The 21,301-nt window shown below is 47.3% G+C and carries 22 protein-coding genes; 20 read left to right on the forward strand and 2 right to left on the reverse strand.

What is annotated here, in order from left to right; translation table 11 throughout:
• Positions 1-12: 12 nt before the first annotated feature.
• Positions 13-237, reverse strand: coding sequence for a hypothetical protein (locus J2S00_RS00080; protein ID WP_307334130.1), 225 nt, complete (start codon positions 235-237; stop codon positions 13-15).
• Between the two features lie 180 nt (positions 238-417).
• Here J2S00_RS00080 and J2S00_RS00085 point away from each other — a divergent pair, with 180 nt between their 5' ends.
• Positions 418-1,137 (forward strand): CAP domain-containing protein, encoded by a 720-nt coding sequence (locus J2S00_RS00085; protein ID WP_307334133.1) that lies wholly within the window; start codon positions 418-420, stop codon positions 1,135-1,137.
• A gap of 182 nt (positions 1,138-1,319) precedes the next feature.
• On the opposite strand, the gene paaI is transcribed toward J2S00_RS00085, so the two are convergent.
• Positions 1,320-1,739 carry a hydroxyphenylacetyl-CoA thioesterase PaaI gene (gene paaI / locus J2S00_RS00090; RefSeq protein WP_307334135.1) on the reverse strand — a complete coding sequence of 140 codons (420 nt, stop codon included), beginning with the start codon at positions 1,737-1,739 and terminating at the stop codon, positions 1,320-1,322.
• A gap of 197 nt (positions 1,740-1,936) precedes the next feature.
• On the opposite strand from paaI, the gene sfsA reads away from it, so the two are divergent.
• From sfsA to J2S00_RS00185, 19 genes are all read left to right on the forward strand, one after another.
• Positions 1,937-2,719, forward strand: coding sequence for a DNA/RNA nuclease SfsA (sfsA, locus tag J2S00_RS00095; RefSeq protein ID WP_307334138.1), 783 nt, complete (start codon positions 1,937-1,939; stop codon positions 2,717-2,719).
• A 280-nt stretch (positions 2,720-2,999) separates the two neighbouring features.
• Positions 3,000-4,160: an ADP-forming succinate--CoA ligase subunit beta gene (gene sucC / locus J2S00_RS00100; protein ID WP_307334141.1), complete on the forward strand. Its 1,161-nt coding sequence runs from the start codon at positions 3,000-3,002 to the stop codon at positions 4,158-4,160.
• A gap of 102 nt (positions 4,161-4,262) precedes the next feature.
• A complete protein-coding gene (sucD, locus tag J2S00_RS00105; protein ID WP_307334144.1) occupies positions 4,263-5,174 on the forward strand; it encodes a succinate--CoA ligase subunit alpha in 912 nt (303 codons plus the stop codon).
• Positions 5,175-5,271: 97 nt separating this feature from the next.
• Positions 5,272-6,393 carry a DNA-processing protein DprA gene (dprA, locus tag J2S00_RS00110; RefSeq protein ID WP_307334147.1) on the forward strand — a complete coding sequence of 374 codons (1,122 nt, stop codon included), beginning with the start codon at positions 5,272-5,274 and terminating at the stop codon, positions 6,391-6,393.
• An 81-nt stretch (positions 6,394-6,474) separates the two neighbouring features.
• Entirely contained in the window at positions 6,475-8,547 is a 2,073-nt protein-coding gene (gene topA / locus J2S00_RS00115) for a type I DNA topoisomerase (RefSeq protein WP_307334149.1), read from the forward strand.
• A 26-nt stretch (positions 8,548-8,573) separates the two neighbouring features.
• Positions 8,574-9,887, forward strand: coding sequence for an FADH(2)-oxidizing methylenetetrahydrofolate--tRNA-(uracil(54)-C(5))-methyltransferase TrmFO (gene trmFO, locus J2S00_RS00120; protein ID WP_307334151.1), 1,314 nt, complete (start codon positions 8,574-8,576; stop codon positions 9,885-9,887).
• Between the two features lie 63 nt (positions 9,888-9,950).
• Positions 9,951-10,850 carry a tyrosine recombinase XerC gene (xerC, locus tag J2S00_RS00125; RefSeq protein ID WP_307334153.1) on the forward strand — a complete coding sequence of 300 codons (900 nt, stop codon included), beginning with the start codon at positions 9,951-9,953 and terminating at the stop codon, positions 10,848-10,850.
• 60 nt (positions 10,851-10,910) lie between these two features.
• Positions 10,911-11,456 carry an ATP-dependent protease subunit HslV gene (gene hslV, locus J2S00_RS00130; RefSeq protein WP_307334156.1) on the forward strand — a complete coding sequence of 182 codons (546 nt, stop codon included), beginning with the start codon at positions 10,911-10,913 and terminating at the stop codon, positions 11,454-11,456.
• Positions 11,457-11,521: 65 nt separating this feature from the next.
• The gene (hslU, locus tag J2S00_RS00135; RefSeq protein WP_307334158.1) at positions 11,522-12,928 is read left to right on the forward strand and encodes an ATP-dependent protease ATPase subunit HslU; all 1,407 of its coding nucleotides are present in this window, start codon (positions 11,522-11,524) and stop codon (positions 12,926-12,928) included.
• A gap of 20 nt (positions 12,929-12,948) precedes the next feature.
• On the forward strand, positions 12,949-13,725 hold the full coding sequence (gene codY, locus J2S00_RS00140) for a GTP-sensing pleiotropic transcriptional regulator CodY (protein ID WP_307334161.1): 777 nt from the start codon (positions 12,949-12,951) through the stop codon (positions 13,723-13,725).
• Between the two features lie 351 nt (positions 13,726-14,076).
• Positions 14,077-14,481: a flagellar basal body rod protein FlgB gene (gene flgB, locus J2S00_RS00145; protein WP_307334164.1), complete on the forward strand. Its 405-nt coding sequence runs from the start codon at positions 14,077-14,079 to the stop codon at positions 14,479-14,481.
• A gap of 3 nt (positions 14,482-14,484) precedes the next feature.
• On the forward strand, positions 14,485-14,940 hold the full coding sequence (flgC, locus tag J2S00_RS00150) for a flagellar basal body rod protein FlgC (protein WP_307334166.1): 456 nt from the start codon (positions 14,485-14,487) through the stop codon (positions 14,938-14,940).
• A 20-nt stretch (positions 14,941-14,960) separates the two neighbouring features.
• Positions 14,961-15,254 (forward strand): flagellar hook-basal body complex protein FliE, encoded by a 294-nt coding sequence (gene fliE, locus J2S00_RS00155; RefSeq protein WP_307334169.1) that lies wholly within the window; start codon positions 14,961-14,963, stop codon positions 15,252-15,254.
• Positions 15,255-15,282: 28 nt separating this feature from the next.
• Entirely contained in the window at positions 15,283-16,839 is a 1,557-nt protein-coding gene (gene fliF / locus J2S00_RS00160; RefSeq protein ID WP_307334171.1) for a flagellar basal-body MS-ring/collar protein FliF, read from the forward strand.
• Between the two features lie 12 nt (positions 16,840-16,851).
• A complete protein-coding gene (fliG, locus tag J2S00_RS00165) occupies positions 16,852-17,862 on the forward strand; it encodes a flagellar motor switch protein FliG (RefSeq protein WP_307334174.1) in 1,011 nt (336 codons plus the stop codon).
• Positions 17,855-18,646: a FliH/SctL family protein gene (locus J2S00_RS00170; RefSeq protein ID WP_307334176.1), complete on the forward strand. Its 792-nt coding sequence runs from the start codon at positions 17,855-17,857 to the stop codon at positions 18,644-18,646. The genes fliG and J2S00_RS00170 overlap by 8 nt, the downstream gene beginning before the upstream one ends.
• Positions 18,642-19,973, forward strand: a complete 1,332-nt coding sequence (gene fliI, locus J2S00_RS00175; protein WP_307335178.1) for a flagellar protein export ATPase FliI — start codon at positions 18,642-18,644, stop codon at positions 19,971-19,973. Before J2S00_RS00170 ends, fliI begins: the two co-directional genes overlap by 5 nt.
• On the forward strand, positions 19,960-20,433 hold the full coding sequence (gene fliJ, locus J2S00_RS00180; protein WP_307334179.1) for a flagellar export protein FliJ: 474 nt from the start codon (positions 19,960-19,962) through the stop codon (positions 20,431-20,433). The genes fliI and fliJ overlap by 14 nt, the downstream gene beginning before the upstream one ends.
• Positions 20,420-21,292, forward strand: a complete 873-nt coding sequence (locus tag J2S00_RS00185; protein ID WP_307334182.1) for a MotE family protein — start codon at positions 20,420-20,422, stop codon at positions 21,290-21,292. Before fliJ ends, J2S00_RS00185 begins: the two co-directional genes overlap by 14 nt.
• The last annotated feature ends 9 nt before the right edge of the window (positions 21,293-21,301 follow it).

The following is a 21,301-nucleotide window of genomic DNA, read 5'->3' on the forward strand; positions in this document are numbered from 1 at the left end:
CTGGTTTTTTCTTCAGAGTGATTTAAGCGCTTGAGCTAAGAATTGAGCAATAGCTCTCATGCCTGACACCCCAGCTGCCTGCTCCGCCTGGGGGTTATAATTCGTGTTGGTGTTCACGTCATAGGTATAAATCTGACCATATTGATCCTGGATAAATTCAATGCCTGCAAAATGAATACCATTATCTCTGAGAAAGCGCTCATACTTTGCCAGAAGAGGGTGGTGAAAGTCTTTCATAATTTGGAATTTAGGTTTTGGATCCTGAGTCGTTGGACAAAACGTATCATTAATTTGACAAGAATCAGCTGGGCACAGTTAAGTTTTTCCATACCCCCTCCTATTCTTAAACACTACGAACCTAGTATAGTGAGAGCCATGATATTGGCTTTAAAACAAAAGGTACCAGGGAGGGGAACAATGTTTAGAAAAGTTGCTTTATTGTTCAGTATATCGTTACTCGTCTTTGGATCATTAGGTGTGATCAATGCCCAAGCGGCTACTTCAGGTTGTGATGTGTGGAGTGATAAGCTCGTCCGTGGTGTTGATACTTCTCAGTTTAACCAGGAAGTTGCCCAACTCATAGAAAATGTGCTCGGTCAGTTTAATCTTCAACAACCTCAGCAAGCAGAACCTTCACAGCAAACACCTCCTGCCCAAGGCAGTCAAGATGGGGTGCAGCAGTCGGAACCCGAGCAACAGTATCAAGCTCCACAAAATGATAATGAGCGTCAAATCCAAACAGATACAGAGGTTTCTTTAAGCGCCGATGAACAAAAAATGGTAGATCTGGTAAACCAAGAACGTCAAAAGCGCGGCTTATCCCCATTAAAAGTAGATGCAGAACTAGTTAAAGTGGCCCGTGTCAAGGCGCAAGATATGATCGATAACAATTATTTTGGCCACCATTCTCCAACATATGGTTCACCTTTTGACATGTTAAATCACTTTGGCGTCCAGTTCCGCACCGCGGGAGAAAATCTGGCTGGCAATCCTTCAGTCGAAGGGGCCCATCAGTCACTGATGAACTCTGACGGACATCGGGCTAACATTTTAAACGGACAATTTGGTAAAGTGGGAATTGGGATTATTGATGGTGGTCCATACGGCAAAATGTTTGTGCAACTTTTCACCGACTAACAACCATGAAAACGAGTAACACCTTAATAGGGAGACCAACAGAGGTCTCCCTTTACCATTCCCGTTAGTTTAAAGAATGTTATCCAACTATCAGCTTTAGTCATTAGGTTAACCGCCGTTATTTAAAACATGTAAAAAAAGAGCCAGACAATGTCTCGCTCTTATTCAAAATCCAAGGTTGATCAAAAGAGACCATGTTGTACTTCATGGACCTCTTTTTTCCGGTATACCATTCCTTCCATGCGTGCCACAATATCGTTCTCTTCATTCGTCACAGTCATTTCATACACGGCCAGGCGGGGGGTCTTTTTTATCTCTGTGGCCGTGCATGTCAAGGTTTGGCCTATCTGACCGGGAGCGAGGTAGGACATGTGAACATTGATGCCAACGGCCACCTGGCCATGGGAATTGCTGGCTGCAGCAAAAGCATAATCAGCCAAGGAAAAGATTAGCCCTCCGTGGCAAGCTCCGTTAAAATTTAAGTGTTGTTCAGTTACGGTCACTCTCGTTTGGGCAACACCTTTCTCTAAGGACACGAGTTCAATCCCTAGGTATCGAGCATACGGATCTTGTTCAAACAAAGGCTTCAGTGTTTTATTCATATTGTTATACTCCTTCCATCTTGAGGATCCGGCAGTTATTCAATATCATATTACCCCAATTCGTTTCTTTTTCACAATCCACCACAACTGGTGATTTGGTAACACAAAGTGACCGTTGACTACTACATAGGGCAATGCTATTTAAAAGAGAGGCAGTATTCACCTTCCATTAAATGGATATGTAAGGAGGCATAGCAATGCAGAAAAATAACAATATCTCTATTCCATATAACGGCCAATTACACCAAGCCCATTTTATAGAGCGGCTCAATCGCTTCGTGGTCCGTTGTGAATTATTAGGCCAGCCTCTTCATGGCGCACGATGTGCTGATCCAGGGTTAGCAAGCTGCGTAGTGGAAGCCCACCTTCCCGATCCAGGTCGGCTCAAAGAGCTTCTTGTTCCCGGCTGCACACTATGGCTTAGAAGCAACACTAAACCTAAACGTAAAACGAAATGGACTGTCGTTTTATGTGAGACACCTGATGGGAAGGGGCTGGTCTCTCTGGATACGACTCTGCCAAACCGTTTAATTACCGCGGCCCTTGAAGCCGGGGCGATAGAGGAACTCCGGGACTGGTCTCTGGTTCAGTCTGAATTTAAGCTGGGACGCTCTCGTTGGGACTTTTTATTAACCCATAGCCGGGATGGCCGCAAACTGGTCTTAGAAGTGAAAAGCGTCACCCTTGTCAAGGATAAGGTGGCCCTGTTTCCTGATGCTGTCACGGTGCGTGGGACAAAGCATCTTCGAGAGCTCGCCAGACTTGCTGGAAAGCCGCAGATGGAAGCGGCTGTTCTGTTTGTGGTTCAGCGAGAGGATGCCATAAGGATTGAGGCAGCCCATGACATTGATCCTCGTTTCGCCGAGGAATTGGAAAAAGCAGCAATGAGCGGTGTCCGTTTGCTGGGGCGAAAGTGTCAAATCACGCTCAGTGAAGTGATCTTGGGAGATAAGGTGCCCGTCATCACCGGCGTTTTCTAAACGTTTCAGGACTGGAGCAAACGGAACCAAGGCTTGTATATAAAGCAGGCTTGCCCAGTATTTCCCCGAAAATAAGAAAATTCGCACGATTCAACATTGGAAATTATACAGAAGCTCTAAACTTGACGCACAATGTCAGTTCTTTTCGAAAAAGAGGGAGTTAAAGTGGAATATCCCATCTTTTTTTGCTGAAAAAATCGACAAAGGGGCAAGATTAATGTAAGCTGTTATAGGGAGTCTATTTTAATTTTAGAGACAGGTTTGGATGGGAGGATAATGAATGAATATCCATGAATACCAAGCAAAACAAGTGCTCAAACAATATGGTGTAAGCGTTCCCGAAGGACATGTTGCTTTCACTGTGGATGAAGCAGTGGAAGCGGCCGAAAAGCTGGGGACCGATGTTGTCGTGGTTAAAGCCCAAATCCATGCCGGAGGCCGCGGAAAAGCTGGCGGTGTTAAAGTGGCCAAAAGCTTGGATGAAGTGCGTACATATGCTTCCGAACTCCTGGGCAAAGTCCTGGTGACACACCAAACAGGACCGGAAGGAAAAGAGGTGAAGCGTCTCTGGATTGAACAGGGCTGTGACATTAAGCAAGAATATTACATTGGGGCCGTTGTGGATCGGGCCACCGGGCGTGTGGTGATGATGGCATCTGAAGAGGGTGGAACAGAGATTGAAGAGGTGGCTGCTCAAACACCGGAAAAAATCTTTACGGAAGTGATTGACCCTGCCGTAGGGTTGATGCCTTTTCAAGCACGCAAGTTAGCTTATGCCATCAATATTCCTAAACCGCTTGTCAATAAAGCTGTGAAATTTATGCTTGGTTTGTATCAAGCATTTGTTGATAAAGATTGCTCTATGGCGGAAATCAATCCGCTGGTGACCACCGGTGATGGTCAAGTATTGGCGCTTGATGCCAAATTAAACTTTGACTCCAATGCCCTTTTCCGTCATCCTGACATTGTGGAAATGCGCGATTTATCCGAGGAAGATGAAAAGGAGATCGAGGCTTCCAAATATGATCTCAGTTACATCAGCCTGGACGGTAACATCGGTTGTATGGTGAACGGTGCTGGACTGGCCATGGCCACCATGGACATTATTAAATATTACGGTGGTGAACCGGCCAACTTCTTGGATGTAGGCGGTGGCGCAACCACAGAGAAGGTGACCGAAGCGTTTAAAATTATATTGTCTGATCCTAATGTCAAAGGCATTTTTGTGAACATTTTTGGTGGCATTATGAAATGCGATGTCATTGCCAATGGCATTGTGGAAGCAGCCAAACAAGTCAGCCTCAATGTTCCGCTTGTGGTTCGTCTTGAGGGCACCAATGTGGAACTGGGTAAAAAGATTTTAAGTGAATCCGGCCTCAATATAATTGCTGCAGAATCAATGGCAGATGGTGCCCAAAAAATCGTTGAACTTGTTAAATAAGAAGTGGTTGGCACAAACACGTTATAAAGTTGACCGAGCGTTCAGTTCGTGTTCAGCCATTAAGACCTGACTAAGAGATGAAGGAGAAAGGCGGGGAAAGGTATGAGTATTCTGATTAACAAAGACACAAAAGTGATTACTCAAGGAATCACTGGGGCAACCGGTTTATTCCATACCAAAGCGGCTATTGAATATGGAACCAAAATGGTTGGCGGTGTTACCCCTGGTAAGGGGGGGACAGAAGTAGAAGGCTTGCCGGTCTTTGATACTGTCCAGGAGGCCAAAAAAGCAACAGGGGCAACAGCTTCAGTTATCTATGTTCCTCCTGCTTTTGCAGCTGATGCCATCATGGAGGCTGTGGATGCTGAGCTGGACTTGGTGATTTGTATTACGGAAGGCATCCCTGTTTTGGATATGGTCAAAGTGAAGCGTTACATGGAAGGAAAGAAAACACGCCTCATTGGCCCCAACTGCCCGGGTGTGATTACACCGGAAGAGTGTAAAATCGGTATTATGCCCGGTTACATTCATAAAAAAGGTCACATCGGGGTTGTCTCCCGCAGTGGAACTTTAACTTACGAGGCTGTGCATCAGCTGACGACACGGGGCATTGGTCAATCCACCGCTGTGGGCATCGGCGGCGACCCTGTTAACGGCACCAACTTTATCGACGTTCTGAAATTGTTTAACGAGGATCCCGACACTTATGCCGTGATTATGATCGGTGAAATTGGCGGCACAGCCGAAGAGGAAGCAGCTGAATGGATTAAAGCCAACATGAAAAAGCCTGTTGTCGGCTTTATCGGCGGGCAAACTGCACCTCCTGGAAAACGCATGGGTCATGCCGGTGCCATCATTTCAGGAGGTAAAGGAACAGCTGAGAGCAAAATCGCCAAGCTGGAAGAATGCGATGTGAAAGTGGCCCGCACCCCGGCTGTGATCGGTGAAACGCTTGTTTCTGTACTGGAGGAACACGGCCTGCTTGACAAATGTAAAACACATGACGCTGAATAAGGCGTTCGATACAGCGGTCATCTTAAGAAGCTACACCAAGTGCTGGTGTAGCTTTTTTTACATTCCAGCATGATACAGGCCAAAGGGGGGTAACAGAATGCGGGATCTATTGTTGGGACTGGTCATGACACCTGGTATCGGGTGGAAAACGATTTATGATTTGCTGCGGCAGGGGGTGGATGAGACAGGATTCAACTTAAGCGCAGCGCAGTGGAAAGCAGCATTTCAACGTTTAACAAATAAACAAGCACAAGCATTAAGCCAGACACTGAACCTAGATAAGATAAATAGTATTAAACAGCAATTATTTAACAATGATATTGATTACCTTACCATTACCGATGAACATTATCCTGCCTTGTTGAAGGAGATAGCCCAGCCGCCCTGGCTTTTGTTTGCCAAAGGGAATCTGCAGCTTTTAAAGAGGACTTGCTTGGCTGTGGTTGGTTCACGGAAAACCACCGCTTATGGCCAGACAATTACCAAACAAATCGTTCCCAAATTGTGCGAAGAAGGGCTGTGTATCGTCAGCGGCATGGCCCTAGGGATTGATGCTTATGCTCATCAAGCGGCCCTTGAAGCTGGGGGTGACACCATTGCTGTGCTGGGAGCCGGGATTAATGTGATATATCCTGAACAAAATCGGCGTTTGTATCACAGGCTGGTAGAGCACGGTCTGATTCTTTCCGAATATCCGCCTCAAACAGCCCCCCATCCCGGGTTTTTTCCGCAACGGAACCGCATTATTGCCGGACTGAGCTACGGTGTGCTTGTCGTGGAGGCAGCTCAAAAAAGTGGCTCACTGATTACGGCCCACTATGCCCTTGAACATGGCCGGGAGATATTCGCTGTTCCTGGTTCTATCTTCAGCCGTCAATCGGTGGGGACAAACAACCTGATTCAGGAGCACGGGGCCAAACTAGTGACTGCTCATCGGGACATTGTGGAAGAATTGCACCATATCCTCCCCCTGAATAAACAGCCGGATTCGGGCAAGGGAGCAGGATTAAAGGAGTACCAAGTGGCAGATGATAAAGAAAAGACAGTACTGGCGTTGTTAAATGAAGAAAAGGTGCATATTAATGAACTACATCTCAAAAGCGGACTCTCCTTAAGTGACATCCAGCGTATATTGCTTAAGCTGGAAATGAAGAAGCTGGTCATATCCCTGCCCGGTTCCTTTTACCAAAAGCAAGGACTCCCTTCCGGCTCTGATTAATAGCAGAAAGGTTTGACAAGGGGAAGGGAATTGTTTCATAATGAAAAAAGTTTGATTCATCATGAAGGGGGAGGACACTTGATGCCTGACGCACTTGTAATCGTCGAGTCTCCCGCTAAAGCGAAAACAATCGGTAAATACCTTGGAAAAAAATATGTTGTTAAAGCTTCAATGGGACACGTTCGCGATTTGCCAAAAAGTCAAATGGGTGTCGATATTGATAATGGTTTTAGCCCTAAATATATTACGATCAGAGGAAAAGGGAAAGTCCTTAAGGAACTGCGTGATGCGGCCAAAAGAGTAAAACATGTCTACTTAGCCGCCGACCCTGACCGGGAAGGGGAAGCCATAGCCTGGCACCTGGCCCACAGCCTGGAGATAGATGCTCAATCTAACTGCCGGGTTGTCTTTAACGAAATCACTAAACAGGCGATTAAAGAAGCATTTAAGCATCCCCGCAGCATTAATATGGATCTTGTTTATGCCCAGCAAGCACGGCGGATCCTCGACCGGCTTGTGGGTTATAATATCAGTCCGCTCTTGTGGAAAAAAGTAAAAAAAGGATTAAGTGCTGGCCGTGTCCAATCTGTTGCGGTTAAACTGATCATCGATCGTGAGAATGAGATTAAGGCGTTTAAACCGGAAGAGTATTGGAGTATTACCGCTTACTTAACCAAGGACGATCAGCGTTTCGAAGCCAAGTTTTACGGAGTGGAAGGCCACAAGCAAGACTTAAAAAACGAAGCTGACGTTAAAACAATTCTTGAGAAAATCGAGGGCCAGCCTCTGGTGGTGCGGTCGGTTCAGAAGAAAGAGCGGAAGCGCAACCCGGTCAGCCCGTTTATTACCTCTACGTTGCAGCAGGAAGCAGCCCGCAAATTAAACTTTAAAGCAGCCAAAACCATGATGCTGGCTCAGCAATTGTATGAGGGGATTGATTTGGGCAAAGAAGGCTCAACCGGTCTTATTACCTACATGCGCACCGATTCGACCCGTATTTCCAACTTGGCCAAGGAAGAAGCTGCCCAATTTATTAAAGAGAACTACGGTGAAGAATACCTGGGCAAAAGCAGCGGAGGAGGCAAACAAAATCAAAAAGCTCAAGATGCCCACGAAGCGATCCGCCCTACCTCAGTGATGCGTACCCCTCAATCAGTGAAAAAGTATTTGTCACGAGATCAATTTCGGCTATACCGCTTAATCTGGGAGCGTTTTGTGGCCAGCCAGATGGCTCCGGCTGTGATGGATACCATGACCGTTGATTTAGAGGCAAACGGCGTCACTTTCCGTGCCACAGGATCAAAAGTGAAGTTTCCTGGTTTCATGAAGGTGTATATTGAAGATAATGATGATGGCAAAAAAGAAGAGAACCGCTTTCTCCCCGAATTAACTGAAGGTGAGCGTTTGGAAGCGGAAGAGATCGAACCGAAACAGCATTTTACCCAGCCGCCTCCCCGCTATACGGAAGCGAGACTGGTCAAAACCTTGGAGGAAAAAGGCATTGGCCGTCCCTCCACTTATGCGCCCACACTTGATACCATTCAGAAGCGGGGTTACGTCACCCTCGAAGACCGCCGCTTTGTGCCGACGGAATTAGGGGAAATTGTGATTGAATTAATGGAGGAGTTTTTTCCCGAGATTTTGGATGTGGGCTTTACAGCAGAGATGGAGCAGCATCTGGATGAAATTGAAGAGGGGAAAGAAAACTGGCAAAAAATCTTGGATGAATTTTATGCCGGGTTTGAAAAAAGGCTGCAGGTTGCCGATGAACAAATGAAAAATGTGGAGATTGAGGACGAGGTGGCTGATGAAGAATGTGAAAAATGCGGTCGCCACATGGTCTACAAAATTGGGCGTTACGGCAAATTTTTAGCATGCTCGGGATTCCCGGAATGTCGCAATACCAAACCCATTGTTAAAGAAATCGGGGTTCAGTGTCCGACGTGTACAAAGGGACAGATTGTGGAAAGAAAAAGTAAGAGGAACCGGGTTTTCTACGGTTGCAGTGAATATCCGGACTGTGATTTTGTTTCCTGGGATAAACCTTTGCCCCGTCCATGTCCCAAATGTAACAGCCTTTTGGTGGAGAAGCGCTCGAAAAAACATATTAAAGTACAATGTACCCAATGTGACTATGAAGAAACATCACAGTAACGAGCATCATGAAGAGGAGGGATCGTATGACAGCCTCTCGCATCACCGTCATCGGGGCCGGCTTGGCGGGGAGTGAAGCAGCTTGGCAAATAGCTAACAGAGGGATCCAGGTGGATTTATTCGAGATGCGCCCGGTGAAAATGACCCCTGCCCACCGCTCGGACCGTTTTGCTGAGCTGGTCTGCAGTAATTCATTAAGGGCCAATAGCTTAACCAATGCGGTAGGTATTTTAAAAGAGGAGATGCGGCACTTAAATTCCTTAATTATCCATTCTGCAGACAACTGCTCTGTTCCGGCTGGGGGTGCTTTGGCTGTGGATCGGGACGAGTTCGCCGGACGTATTACTCGGGCTATTGAAGAACATCCTAACATTACGGTTCACCGGCAAGAGATCACCTCCCTTCCCGAAGGGATCACTGTGGTAGCGACAGGTCCGCTCACATCTGATGCCCTTTCAGCAAAGTTGAGAGATCTTACAGGTGAAGAGTATCTGTACTTCTATGATGCAGCAGCTCCCATTGTGGAAAAAGAGAGCATCAATATGGACAAGGTTTTTATCGCCTCCCGCTATGATAAAGGAGAAGCCGCCTACATCAACTGTCCGATGAGCGAGGAGGAATTTGACCGCTTCTACGAGGCGCTGATTTCGGCTGAATCGGTACCCTTAAAGGAATTTGAGAAAGAGATTTATTTCGAGGGTTGTATGCCCATTGAAGTGATGGCCAAGCGGGGTAAGCAAACAATTTTATTCGGCCCAATGAAACCCGTGGGACTTGTGAATCCGCGAACCGGCAAGCAGCCTTTTGCCGTGGTGCAATTAAGGCAGGACAACAGCGCCGGTACCTTGTATAATATTGTCGGCTTCCAGACCCATCTGAAATGGGGGGATCAAAAGCGGGTCATTCAGCTCATTCCCGGACTGGAGCATGCTGAGATTGTCCGTTATGGGGTGATGCACCGCAACACGTTTATCAATTCACCCAAATTGCTAAAACCCACTTATCAGTATAAAGACAGGGAGACCCTGTTCTTTGCCGGGCAAATGACAGGTGTTGAGGGATATGTTGAGTCTGCCGCCAGCGGACTGGTCGCCGGCATTAATGCCAGCCGGCTGGCTAAAGGGGAGAAGCCCCTTGTCTTTCCCCAGGAAACGGCGATAGGAAGCTTAGCCCATTACATTACCACGGCGGACCCGGCCAATTTTCAGCCGATGAATGCCAATTTCGGTTTGTTCCCTCCACTGCCTAAGAAGGTCAAAAATAAAACAGAGCGCCAGGAGCAGCAGGCTGAACGGGCATTGAGATCAATTCAGAATCTTATACAAAATTGTCACATTTAAACCTTGCTTTTGCTCTGAAAGATGTGCTAAGATAATGTTGCTTGCGCAAGTGAGGTGGTGGGCTTGAGCATAAACCATGCGGTGGTTCTAGCATTTCAAGACTATTTGCAGTTGGAAAAGAATGCGTCTCCCTATACACTGCGCTACTATGTCCAGGATATTGAAGATTTCACACGATTTCTAAAGCAGCAAGCCGTTGCGGACTATGCTGCTGTTTCTTATGTACATATCCGGAGATATTTGAGCTTGCTTCACCATAAGGAGTACGCAAGACGCACCGTCTCACGAAAGTTGTCCAGTTTGCGTAGTTTTTTCCGCTTTTTAGAACGGGAGGGTTACGTCGCCGCTAATCCGGTTACACTGGTATCAACGCCAAAGTTGGAAAAAAAATTACCGCAATTTTTTTTCTGTGCTGAAATGGAACAATTATTTCAGGCGGTGGACAGGTCAACACCATTGGGGCTGCGTAACTTAGCTATACTGGAGACGCTGTACGCTTCGGGAATGAGGGTCAGTGAACTGGTGGGGCTTGACATGGATGCGCTGGATCTTGAATTGGGCGTTGTGCTTGTCTACGGGAAAGGGGGCAAAGAAAGGTATGTTCCCCTCGGCCATTATGCCCAGCAAGCACTGGAGGACTATCTCCGGAAGGGGCGCCCTTCTCTCATGCGGCAGGCAAACGAAAAGGCTGTGTTTTTAAACTACCGTGGAGGACGCTTGACTGACCGCAGCATACGCAGGATCTTGAACCAACTGATCGAAAGCACGTCATTAACCCAGAAGATCACGCCCCATAAGTTACGCCATACGTTTGCCACCCATCTCTTGGAAGGCGGCGCTGATCTGAGAACGGTTCAGGAGCTGCTTGGGCATGTTCAGATCTCCTCCACACAAATCTATACTCATGTATCGAATGAACATTTGAGAGCTGTCTATTATAAGGCTCATCCCCGTTCCAAGTGAGCACATGCTTAACATCATGTCCAGTGGCAGGCCTGGATATAACAATGAGGAGGGGAAATGATGAGTTCCAATTTGCACGCCACAACCATTTTTGCCATTCATCATCAAGGAGAAGGGGCCATGACCGGTGATGGACAAGTGACCTTTGGCAATGCCATGGTCATGAAACATTCCGCCCGTAAGGTGAGACGGCTTTACAAAGGCCAAGTCGTAGCTGGCTTTGCCGGTTCGGTGGCCGATGCCATGACCCTGTTTGAAATGTTTGAAGGCAAACTGGAAGAGTTTAATGGCAGCTTGCAGCGGGCCGCTGTTGAACTGGCTAAAGCCTGGCGGCAAGATAAATATCTGCGCAGGCTGGAAGCGATGATGATTGTCATGGATCAGCAAGGCTTGCTGCTTATTTCCGGCAACGGAGAAGTGATCGAGCCGGACGATGGTATGTTGGCTATTGGCTCCGGCGGTGCTTATGCGCTGGCTGCAGGAAGGGCATTGAAACGGCATGCCCCCCATTTGAGAGCAAAGGATATCTCGGAGGCAGCGCTAAGAATTGCTGGAGAAATATGTGTTTATACCAACCAGCAACTGGTCACTGAAGAAGTGAAGTAAAGCTGGTCATTTGAAGGTTAAGTGAGGCGTGTTCTAAACCCAAAGAAAAAGTTGGAGGTTCTAAATTGGATAAAAAGGCATTAACCCCACGTCAGATTGTGGAAGAACTTGACCGTTTTATTGTTGGCCAACAGCAAGCAAAGAAGTCTGTCGCCATCGCCCTTAGAAACCGTTACCGGCGCAGTTTGTTGCCTGCCCATCTGCAGGATGAAATTGTGCCTAAAAATATCCTGATGATCGGTCCGACCGGTGTTGGCAAAACCGAGATCGCCAGGCGGCTGGCTAAATTGGTTAATGCCCCTTTTGTAAAGGTGGAGGCCACAAAATTTACCGAAGTAGGTTATGTTGGACGTGACGTGGAATCGATGGTCAGAGATTTGGTCGAAACCGCCATCCGCATGGTCAAAGAAGAAAAGATGGAAAGTGTCAAGGACCGCGCCGAGCAGATGGCCAACCAAAAGCTGGTTGAGTTGTTGGCTCCTGAGCGCAAGCAAAAAAGGGGAGTCAAAAACCCGCTGGAGATGTTTTTCGGGGCTCAGGGAGAGGAAGAGAATCAGGACGCTGGCCAAAAGCAGCAGGAAGAACAGGCCTTGGCCCAGCGGCGCAAACAGGTCGCCCATCAATTGGCTTTAGGAGAGCTGGAAGACCGGATCGTTGAAATTGAGGTGGAAGATCAGTCACCTAATATGTTTGAAATTTTCTCCGGTCAGGGTGTGGAGCAAATGGGTATCAACATGCAGGATCTGTTTGGCCATTTGATGCCCAAGCGAACCAAAAAGCGCAAACTGCCTGTGTCAGAAGCCCGCCGCATATTGACCCAGATGGAAGCCAATAAATTAATTGATATGGATGAGGTCCAGCAAGAGGCAGTTCGACGCGCTGAACAGTCTGGAATTATTTTTATTGATGAGATTGACAAAATTGCTGGCAAACAAGGCTCCCAATCACCTGATGTGTCAAGGGAGGGTGTGCAAAGAGACATTTTACCCATTGTGGAAGGTTCAACAGTGATGACCAAATACGGACCTGTTAAGACCGATTATATCTTATTTATTGCCGCAGGTGCCTTCCATACAGCCAAACCGTCTGATTTGATACCTGAATTGCAAGGGCGTTTTCCAATCCGGGTTGAACTGACTGATTTGGGTGTGGAGGATTTTGTCAGGATCTTAACCGAACCGCAAAACGCCTTGTTAAAGCAATATACTGCACTTTTAGAAACTGAAGGTATAAAAGTTGAATTTTCTGACGATGCTATTTATGAACTGGCAAAAATGGCAGAACAAGTCAACCGGAACACCGATAATATTGGGGCAAGGCGATTGCATACGATCCTGGAAAAGCTTCTGGAAGACCTGTCCTTTGAAGCGCCTGACATCCATTTGGAAAAGGTTGAAATCACCCCTCAGTATGTGCGCGAAAAACTGGACACTATCACCAAAGATAAAGACTTGTCTCAGTATATTTTATAATGCTAAGGGAGGAATAAAAAATGGATCTATTAACAAAAACAAGACGAATTAACTCAATGCTGCAAAAAGTAGCAGGGCCTGTTAACTTCAGAGAGATGGCCGAAGTATTAAGCGAAGTGATTGGTGCCAATGTGTTTGTCGTCAGCCGCAAAGGCAAATTGCTGGGGTTCTCCATCGCTCAAGAGATTGAAAATGAGCGTTACACACGCATGCTGGAAGAGCGTAAATTCCCGGCCGAATACACCGAAGGGTTACTCAGAATCCAGGAAACGTCTGCCAACTTGGATATTAACAGCCCATATACGGCATTTCCGGTGGAAATGAAGGATGTCTTCAAAGATGCACTGACCACTGTGGTTCCCATTGTCGGTGGTGGTGAACGTTTGGGCACTCTTGTCCTGGGTCGTGTCAATGAGCGTTTTGAAGACGATGATCTTATTCTGGCTGAATATGGCGCCACAGTTGTCGGAATCGAAATTCTGCACGAGCGTTCTGAAGAAATTGAGCAAGAGGCTCGCAGTAAAGCGATCGTGCAGATGGCGATCAGCTCCTTGTCTTACAGCGAATTAGAAGCTGTGGAACACATCTTTGAAGAACTTGAAGGCAAAGAGGGGCTCTTAGTTGCCAGCAAAATTGCTGACAGAGTGGGCATTACCCGCTCCGTCATTGTCAATGCTTTACGCAAGCTGGAAAGTGCAGGCGTCATCGAGTCTCGCTCTCTGGGCATGAAAGGGACGTATATCAAAGTTTTAAACGAAAAACTGTTGGTTGAGCTGGAGAAGATTAAAAACTCATAACCCAGAAAAAGCGTTGTTAAGCTAAATAAAGCCTGTACCAATGACATGGCACAGGCCAACTTCAAGCCAGTTGTTCGTTAGATTTCAACACTGGACTCCTGTGAAAAAAGCCCGATCTTATCAAAGATCGGGCTTTTTTCGTGAGCTTTAGGTTATATTTTGTGACAATTTCTTCCCATCCCTCAATTCGGCAAAAACCTTACTTTTATGGATGGTACCTTAGTACTATTTTGTTGCATTTAGTTTCCCGTAGGAAGGATTTACCGGGAATTTGTCGAATAGTTAAGTGTGAATTATGTTAAACTTTGTCAAATATCAATGAATAAACTGGAAGAATGGGGAGGATCATGCATGCATTTGTTTTCCGGCACCTTTGGGCTGGTTGAAAAAGCGCTTGATGCCGCCGCGCTGAGACATACAACGATAGCCAGTAACATTGCTAATGCAGACACACCTTATTATAAGCGGCGGGATGTATCATTTGCAGCTGAATTGCAAAAGGCAGTTGATCGCCGCAACCAATCATTATCTGCCTACCGGACAGATCGCCGTCACCTTCCGTTTAAACATCAAACCTCACTTGAGCCCAGGGTCATCATCGACCAGCATACTATGTACAACCATAACGGCAATAATGTCGATATGGATTTCGAAATGGCTGAGTTGGCCAAAAACCAGATTAAATATCATGCCTTGATAGACCGGGCTAACGGCCATCTCCAGAAACTAAGAACAGTGATCAATGAGGGGCGGTAGAGAATGGGATTATTTCAGGGTATGAACATAAGTGCTTCAGCATTAACAGCCAACCGGCTCAGAATGGATGTTGTTTCTGCTAACATCGCCAATGCCCAAACGACCAGGGCCCAGTTGGTTAATGGCCAGTGGCAGCCTTACAGGCGGAAGTTAGTTGAGCTCAGGCCGCAAATCCAGGGTTCTTTCCGGCAAATGTTGAGCCACCAGGTCAGCGGGCGCGGTGATGCGACCGGAGGGGTGGCGGTGACGGCCATCCGGCATGACCCAAGCCCTTTTAAATTGGTCTATGATCCTGACCATCCTGATGCCAATCAGGATGGATATGTACAGATGCCCAATGTGGATATTGTCAGAGAAATGGTGGACCTCATGTCAGCCAGCAGGGCTTATGAGGCCAATGTCACCACTTTGAATGCGGCCAAACAGATGTATATGAAAGCGATGGAAATCGGTAAATAGTCAAAAGGAGGATGGTGTGAATGAACAGTATCGACAGAATCGGGTTTCTTCCCGGGATAAAAGCTGCTCAGCCCGAGCGGCACCATGCTTCTTCCACTGACTTCGGCGCGCTGTTAAAGCAGGCCCTCCGCGAGGTGAACCGCTCGCAACAGGAAGCCGATCAATTAACACAAAAACTTGTGACTGGAGAAGTTGATGATTTACACCAGGTGATGATTGCCGCTGAAAAAGCGAATCTGCAGCTTCAATTAACCATCCAGGTGCGCAATAAAGTGGTTGAGGCTTATCAAGACATCATGCGGATGCAAATGTAGTCTGTTTGTGTATAGGATGAGGTGAATGATGAAAGAAAAAATCCGACAGTATAAGGACCAATTCATTGAAACATGGCAATCATTAACCAGAAAACAAAAATGGATGGTTTTTGGTTCGTTTTTCCTGATCTGCCTTACACTGGCTTTAGTTACATACTGGGCTTCCCGCCCCCAATTTGTTCCCATCTATACCAATGTTTCCCCCGTTGAAGCGGGTGAAATTATGGAAGCGATTGAATCGCGCGGCATTCCTGCCGAGTTATCGGCAGACGGGAGTACCATCAGCGTGCCGAAATCGGAAGCAAGCCGCCTGAAAGTGGAGCTGGCCCATGCCGGCATTCCCCGCAGCGGAAATATCAATTACAGCGTCTTTAGTGAGAACATGGGCTGGGGAACAACAGACCGTCAGCTTGATGTTGTTGAACGGGATGCGATGCAAAATGAACTGCGTTATCTGATTGAGCAAATAGAGGGCATCGACCAGGCCAAGGTGATGATAACCTTGCCCAAAGAGAGCGTCTGGCTGGCTGATGAAGAACAAACAGCCACTGCCTCAGTGGTCATAAAGACCCGGCCTGGGCTGAGTTTAAGCCAAGGGCAGATCAACGGCTTGTACCACTTGATTAGCAAAAGTGTGCCACAGCTGCCTCCTGAAAATATTGTGATTATGGATCAAAATATGCAGCCTTTGGAGTTAAGAGCAGAGGATGATGCGGGCAACAATTTAGCTCTTCATCAGCAGCACAGGCAAATTAAACGGGATATTGAGCAAGATATTCAACGGGAACTGCAATTGATGCTTGGCCGTATCTTTGGCATGGAGAACGTGGTTGTCTCCGTCTTTGCTAATGTTGATTTTTCAAAAGAAAACAGAGAAGAGCACTTCGTTGAGCCGGTGGTTGATGATGAAGGGATTGCCATCAGCATAGAAAGGATTCAGGAAATGTTTGAAGGACAGGGTACCCCGCCCGGTGGCATTGCTGGTACAGGTGATGCTGATGTTACAGGTTACCAGGGGACATTGGCCGGTGGGGAATCCGAATATGAACGTGTTGAAGAACGAATTAACCAAGAAGTTAACCGAATTCACCGGCAAATTGAATCAAGTCCTTATAAAGTGACAGATTTATCTATCAATGTGGGTTTGGATGACTCCATTAACGTGCCGGAAGTGGAAGGTGCTCTTCAGGAGCTGCTTATATCTGTGTTACATACCTCCCTGAGTGCAAGCGGAGCCGAATTGGACGAGGAACAATTGGAACAGCGGATCACGATTTTCTCCCAAGCATTTCAGGGCGAGCCTTTGTTTCCTGAAGACGCTGATGGAGGATCTGGCAACCTGTTGGTTTATGGCCTTGGGGCTGCTCTTGCTTTAGCCCTTGGCAGCCTTGCCTTTGTCATCATCCGTCAGAGAAGGCAATCTGCAGAGAACGAAGAGGAACTTGTAGTGTCTGCAGAGCCGGAAGACGATCTGTTATCCAAGCTGGATGAGCAACCCACCAAACGTTCCCAGCTTGAGCAACTGGCCAAAGAACGGCCTGATGAATTTGCCAAACTGTTGAAATCATGGATGGCGGAAGATTAGGAGGGGGGAGCCATGCGTTCGGTAAAAGAATTAACCGGTAAACAGAAGGCTGCCGTTTTGCTTGTTTCCCTTGGTCCGGAAGTGTCTGCTCAAGTATTTAAACACTTAAATGAAGAAGAAATTGAACAGTTGACATTGGAAATTGCCAATGTGCGTAAGGTGGACAGTGAAACGAAAGAGGCGATTGTAGAAGAGTTTCATCATCTGTGTTTGGCACAGGATTATATCAGCCAGGGGGGGATTTCCTATGCTAAAGAGGTGTTGGAAAAAGCCCTTGGCCAACAAAAGGCGGTCGAGATTATAAACCGTCTAACTGCAACACTGCAGGTGCGCCCCTTCGATTTTGCCCGCAAAGCGGATCCAAATCAGATTTTAAACTTTATCCAGAATGAGCACCCGCAAACGATAGCCCTGGTTCTTTCATATCTAGAACCACCACAAGCATCCCAAATCCTTTCGGCCTTACCGGCGGAACAGCAGGCAGAGGTGGCCAGGCGTATCGCACTGATGGAAAGCACATCACCGGAAGTGATCAGCCAAGTCGAATATATCTTGGAACAAAAACTTTCCTCTTCATTGACCCAGGATTTTACAGCCACTGGCGGGATAGAGGCAGTTGTTCAAATATTGAATGGGGTGGACCGCAGCACGGAACGCACTATTTTGGACGAGTTGGAGGTCCAAGACCCGGAATTGGCTGAGGAGATCAAGAAACGCATGTTTGTCTTTGAAGATATTGTCAACCTCGATAACCGCTCTATTCAGCGGGTGATCCGGGATATTGAAAATGATGACTTGCTGCTCTCCTTGAAAGTGGCCAGTGAAGAAGTTAAAGAAGTGATTTTCCGCAATATGTCCAAGCGCATGGCTGAAACTTTCAAGGAAGAGATGGAGCTGATGGGTCCGGTCCGCTTAAAAGATGTGGAAGAAGCTCAAACCCGGGTGGTGGCCACCATACGCCGTTTGGAAGAGGCCGGGGAGATCGTGATCGCCCGTGGAGGAGGGGACGACATCGTTGTCTAACCTGCTAAAGTCAGCCTATCATTCTGCTCAGGTGCGAAAATTGTTCAATCAAAACTTGCCTGATTGCTTCGAACCTGATACAAGGGTTGAGGATAACAATACGGTCCGAACAGAACTGGAACAATTACTGCAGCAAAAGGAGAGTCTGATCGAAGAGATTAACCGGCTCGAACAAGAACAGGTACGACTGCAAAAGGAAGCTAGTCTTTTGCAAGAAGAAACACAGCGGGAGATTCAGAAATGGTGGGAGCAACAAGAAAAAGAGCTGGAACAGGTGAGGGAGAATGCCTACCGGGACGGGTACGAACAAGGTTTCAGACAGGGCAAACAGGATGCAGAAGAACAGTTTAAGGATAAAATTGAGCAAGTGGAGAACATCATTAAAGAGGCTTATATACAGCGGGACAAATTGTTAAAAAGTGCTGAACCTGATTTGTTAAAGCTGAGTGTGGCTATTGCCCGGAAGGTGATAGGAGAGGAGATAAAACAGTCGCCTGAGGTCGTTAAATCGTTAATTCAGCACAGTTTGCAACATGTCCTTGAACGAGATGAGCTTCGTCTTCACGTTCCAGCTGAACAGTATACCACCTTTTTAGCCTATATAGATGAGTGGGCTGCTGAAGTTGAAGGGGAATTGAAGCTGATACCTGACAGTACCCTCACGGCTCAGCAATGTATGTTACATACCCCTCATGGTTCCTATGATTTAAGTATCGACAGACAGCTGGAAGAGATTAAGAAGCAGTTGTTGGTTTGCTGCGAGGAGAGAATGGCCCGTGATTAACAATATTGAAGAGTATACGCAGGTCATTGCCCGCACTGAGACAATAGTCAAATACGGCAAAGTGACCAAGGTGATTGGCTTAACAGTTGAATCCGTTGGCCCCCATACCAGGTTGGGAGATATTTGCCTGATCAATCCAGGTCAGGGCAAGCCTCCAATTCAAGCGGAAGTGGTTGGATTCCGAGGCCAACATGTGATTTTGATGCCTTTGGGTCCCATGGACGAAATTGGGCCTGGTTGCTCTGTAGAAGCCACTGGGGGCGCTCTGCACATTAAAGTGGGCAGCCCTCTCTTGGGACAAGTTTTGGATGGTTTGGGACAACCCCTTTCTGGTGGAAAACTCCCTCAAGGGCTAATTTGCTATTCAACCAATCAATCTCCGATCAATCCACTGGAAAGACCGCCCATTAAGGATCCCCTTTCCGTAGGTATCCGGGCCATTGATGGATTGTTAACGATAGGCAAGGGACAACGTGTAGGTATCTTTGCCGGCAGCGGTGTAGGTAAAAGCACCTTAATGGGTATGATTGCCCGCCATACCACAGCCGATGTGAATGTGATCGCCCTGATTGGGGAAAGGGGGCGGGAAGTCCGCGAATTTATTGAGCGGGATTTAGGCTCTGAAGGCAGACAAAGGACTGTTTTGGTTGTGGCCACATCTGACCAGCCTGCCTTACAAAGGATCAAAGGGGCATTTACAGCTACGGCAATCGCCGAATACTTCCGCGACCAGGGCAAAGACGTGTTGCTGATGATGGATTCGGTGACCCGTTTTGCCATGGCCCAAAGGGAAGTGGGGCTGGCCATTGGTGAACCGCCAACCACTAAGGGCTATCCGCCCAGTGTTTTTGCCCTGTTGCCCAAACTGCTGGAACGTTCGGGTACCTCTCGGGTGGGCTCGATCACTGCCTTTTATACCGTATTGGTAGACGGGGATGATCTTAACGACCCCATTAGTGATGCCGTGCGTGGTATCTTGGATGGTCATATCGTCCTTGACCGTCAACTGGCCCAAAAAGGCCACTTTCCGGCCATTGATGTGCTGGCCAGTGTCAGCCGTGTGATGAAAGCGATCGTCAGTGAGACACACCAGAAGGCTGCCCAGCAGTTTGCACGTATGCTGAGTTACTACAATGAGGCAGAAGATTTGATCAACATCGGGGCCTACAAGAGAGGCTCTAACCGCAATATTGACCTGGCAGTTAGAATGTATCCAGATATGATTCGCTATTTGCAGCAGGGGATAAATGAACGATCGAGCTTTGAGGAAAGCAGACAGCACTTGATCGAGCACTTCGGAAAGGAGACCGACCATGGCTCAATATAACGATCTCTGGCAAAGGCTTCTCGATGTTAACACCAAGCAAAAAGAACAGGCTCAGCTTCAATTGGCCGAGGCGATGGACCGTCAAAACCAAGCAGAGGAACGCTTACATAAGACCCAGCAGGCCATTGAACAATTGAATCAGCACATGGTCAATCAGCAGCAACAGGGGATATCCAGCACTGATTTGCAACAGTTTTCCCAATATGCCCATTATCTCCACTCACAGCTCATGACAGAACAGAGAGCATTGCTGAGCGCCAAGCACTATACTTCTACAATTCAGCACAGAGTACGCCAGTTTATGACGGAAGAAAAAAAGTGGTTGAAATTGAAAGAGAAGCAATTGAAGGCCTATGTTTTAGAACAGCGGAGAAAAGAACAAAAAGAAACAGATGAAGTAGCCAGACACAAGTATTGGGGAGTGGCAGCACTGAGGAGTGAACAGTTTGACAGAGCATGAGCGTTCTTCATTCGGCAAATGGAAAAAACTGAGTTTGTTTTTGGGCCTCTTTCTGATTATCCTCTTCATCACCGCCGCCATTGTTCTGTGGATGGGAGGTCAAGGTGTAGGGGAGCTGATGGCAAGGGCGCAGCAGGTTCCCGTGCTTTCTGCCCTCCTTCCTGATCTGGAAGAACGGCAGGCAAAGAAACGGGTGGAGGTCCTGGAGCAGCGTTTACAGGAAGCAGAGGAGCAACTCGAGGAAAAAGAAACCGTGCTGGCCCTGATGGAACAGCAATTACTGGAGAAAGAGGAGGAAGTCAGGGCATTATGGGAACAAAATGATGAACTGGAAGCTGAGTTGAAAGAGAAGACCCTGACCGATGAGGAAAGGGAACAGAAGTTGTCTGAGCTTGCTGACGTCTATTCGAGCATGTCTGCCTCACGGGCAGCATCCATTCTTGAAAATTTGACCCTGACTGAAGCCGCGCTGGTTTTACAGCGCATGGATCACGAACAACAAGCCCGGATTTTGGCCCGCATGACACCTCCGTTTGCCGCTGATCTTACCGTGGTATTGAAAGACTTCGAACAGGTGGAAAACCCGGATATGGCGGCCTTGCAAGAACGGATTGTGTTATTAATGGAGTCGGTGGAACAAGCAGAAAGCCGCATCTCTATCCAGAAGATGGTCTCCACCTTTGAACAAATGGCCCCCGGCCAAGCGGCTCAAATTTTCACTGCCATGGAAGAGGATCCGGCTGAGTTTGCCTTGGCTGTAACCATTATGGCCAACATGGGGGATACACCACGCTCTCACATACTAGAGAACATGGAACCGGATATGGCTAAAGTTTATGTCCGGGCCCTGGCTGAATAACTTTTGGAT

Source organism: Caldalkalibacillus uzonensis (assembly GCF_030814135.1).
Lineage (GTDB): Bacteria > Bacillota > Bacilli > Caldalkalibacillales > Caldalkalibacillaceae > Caldalkalibacillus > Caldalkalibacillus uzonensis.

What these genes read in the sequence shown, in the direction of transcription:
- J2S00_RS00080 (WP_307334130.1), bottom strand. Translation starts at nt 237, where the DNA reads ATGAAAGACTTTCACCACCCTCTTCTGGCAAAGTATGAGCGCTTTCTC.
- J2S00_RS00085 (WP_307334133.1), top strand. Translation starts at nt 418, where the DNA reads ATGTTTAGAAAAGTTGCTTTATTGTTCAGTATATCGTTACTCGTCTTT.
- paaI (WP_307334135.1), bottom strand. Translation starts at nt 1,739, where the DNA reads ATGAATAAAACACTGAAGCCTTTGTTTGAACAAGATCCGTATGCTCGA.
- sfsA (WP_307334138.1), top strand. Translation starts at nt 1,937, where the DNA reads ATGCAGAAAAATAACAATATCTCTATTCCATATAACGGCCAATTACAC.
- sucC (WP_307334141.1), top strand. Translation starts at nt 3,000, where the DNA reads ATGAATATCCATGAATACCAAGCAAAACAAGTGCTCAAACAATATGGT.
- sucD (WP_307334144.1), top strand. Translation starts at nt 4,263, where the DNA reads ATGAGTATTCTGATTAACAAAGACACAAAAGTGATTACTCAAGGAATC.
- dprA (WP_307334147.1), top strand. Translation starts at nt 5,272, where the DNA reads ATGCGGGATCTATTGTTGGGACTGGTCATGACACCTGGTATCGGGTGG.
- topA (WP_307334149.1), top strand. Translation starts at nt 6,475, where the DNA reads ATGCCTGACGCACTTGTAATCGTCGAGTCTCCCGCTAAAGCGAAAACA.
- trmFO (WP_307334151.1), top strand. Translation starts at nt 8,574, where the DNA reads ATGACAGCCTCTCGCATCACCGTCATCGGGGCCGGCTTGGCGGGGAGT.
- hslV (WP_307334156.1), top strand. Translation starts at nt 10,911, where the DNA reads ATGAGTTCCAATTTGCACGCCACAACCATTTTTGCCATTCATCATCAA.
- codY (WP_307334161.1), top strand. Translation starts at nt 12,949, where the DNA reads ATGGATCTATTAACAAAAACAAGACGAATTAACTCAATGCTGCAAAAA.
- flgB (WP_307334164.1), top strand. Translation starts at nt 14,077, where the DNA reads ATGCATTTGTTTTCCGGCACCTTTGGGCTGGTTGAAAAAGCGCTTGAT.
- flgC (WP_307334166.1), top strand. Translation starts at nt 14,485, where the DNA reads ATGGGATTATTTCAGGGTATGAACATAAGTGCTTCAGCATTAACAGCC.
- fliE (WP_307334169.1), top strand. Translation starts at nt 14,961, where the DNA reads ATGAACAGTATCGACAGAATCGGGTTTCTTCCCGGGATAAAAGCTGCT.
- fliF (WP_307334171.1), top strand. Translation starts at nt 15,283, where the DNA reads ATGAAAGAAAAAATCCGACAGTATAAGGACCAATTCATTGAAACATGG.
- fliG (WP_307334174.1), top strand. Translation starts at nt 16,852, where the DNA reads ATGCGTTCGGTAAAAGAATTAACCGGTAAACAGAAGGCTGCCGTTTTG.
- fliJ (WP_307334179.1), top strand. Translation starts at nt 19,960, where the DNA reads ATGGCTCAATATAACGATCTCTGGCAAAGGCTTCTCGATGTTAACACC.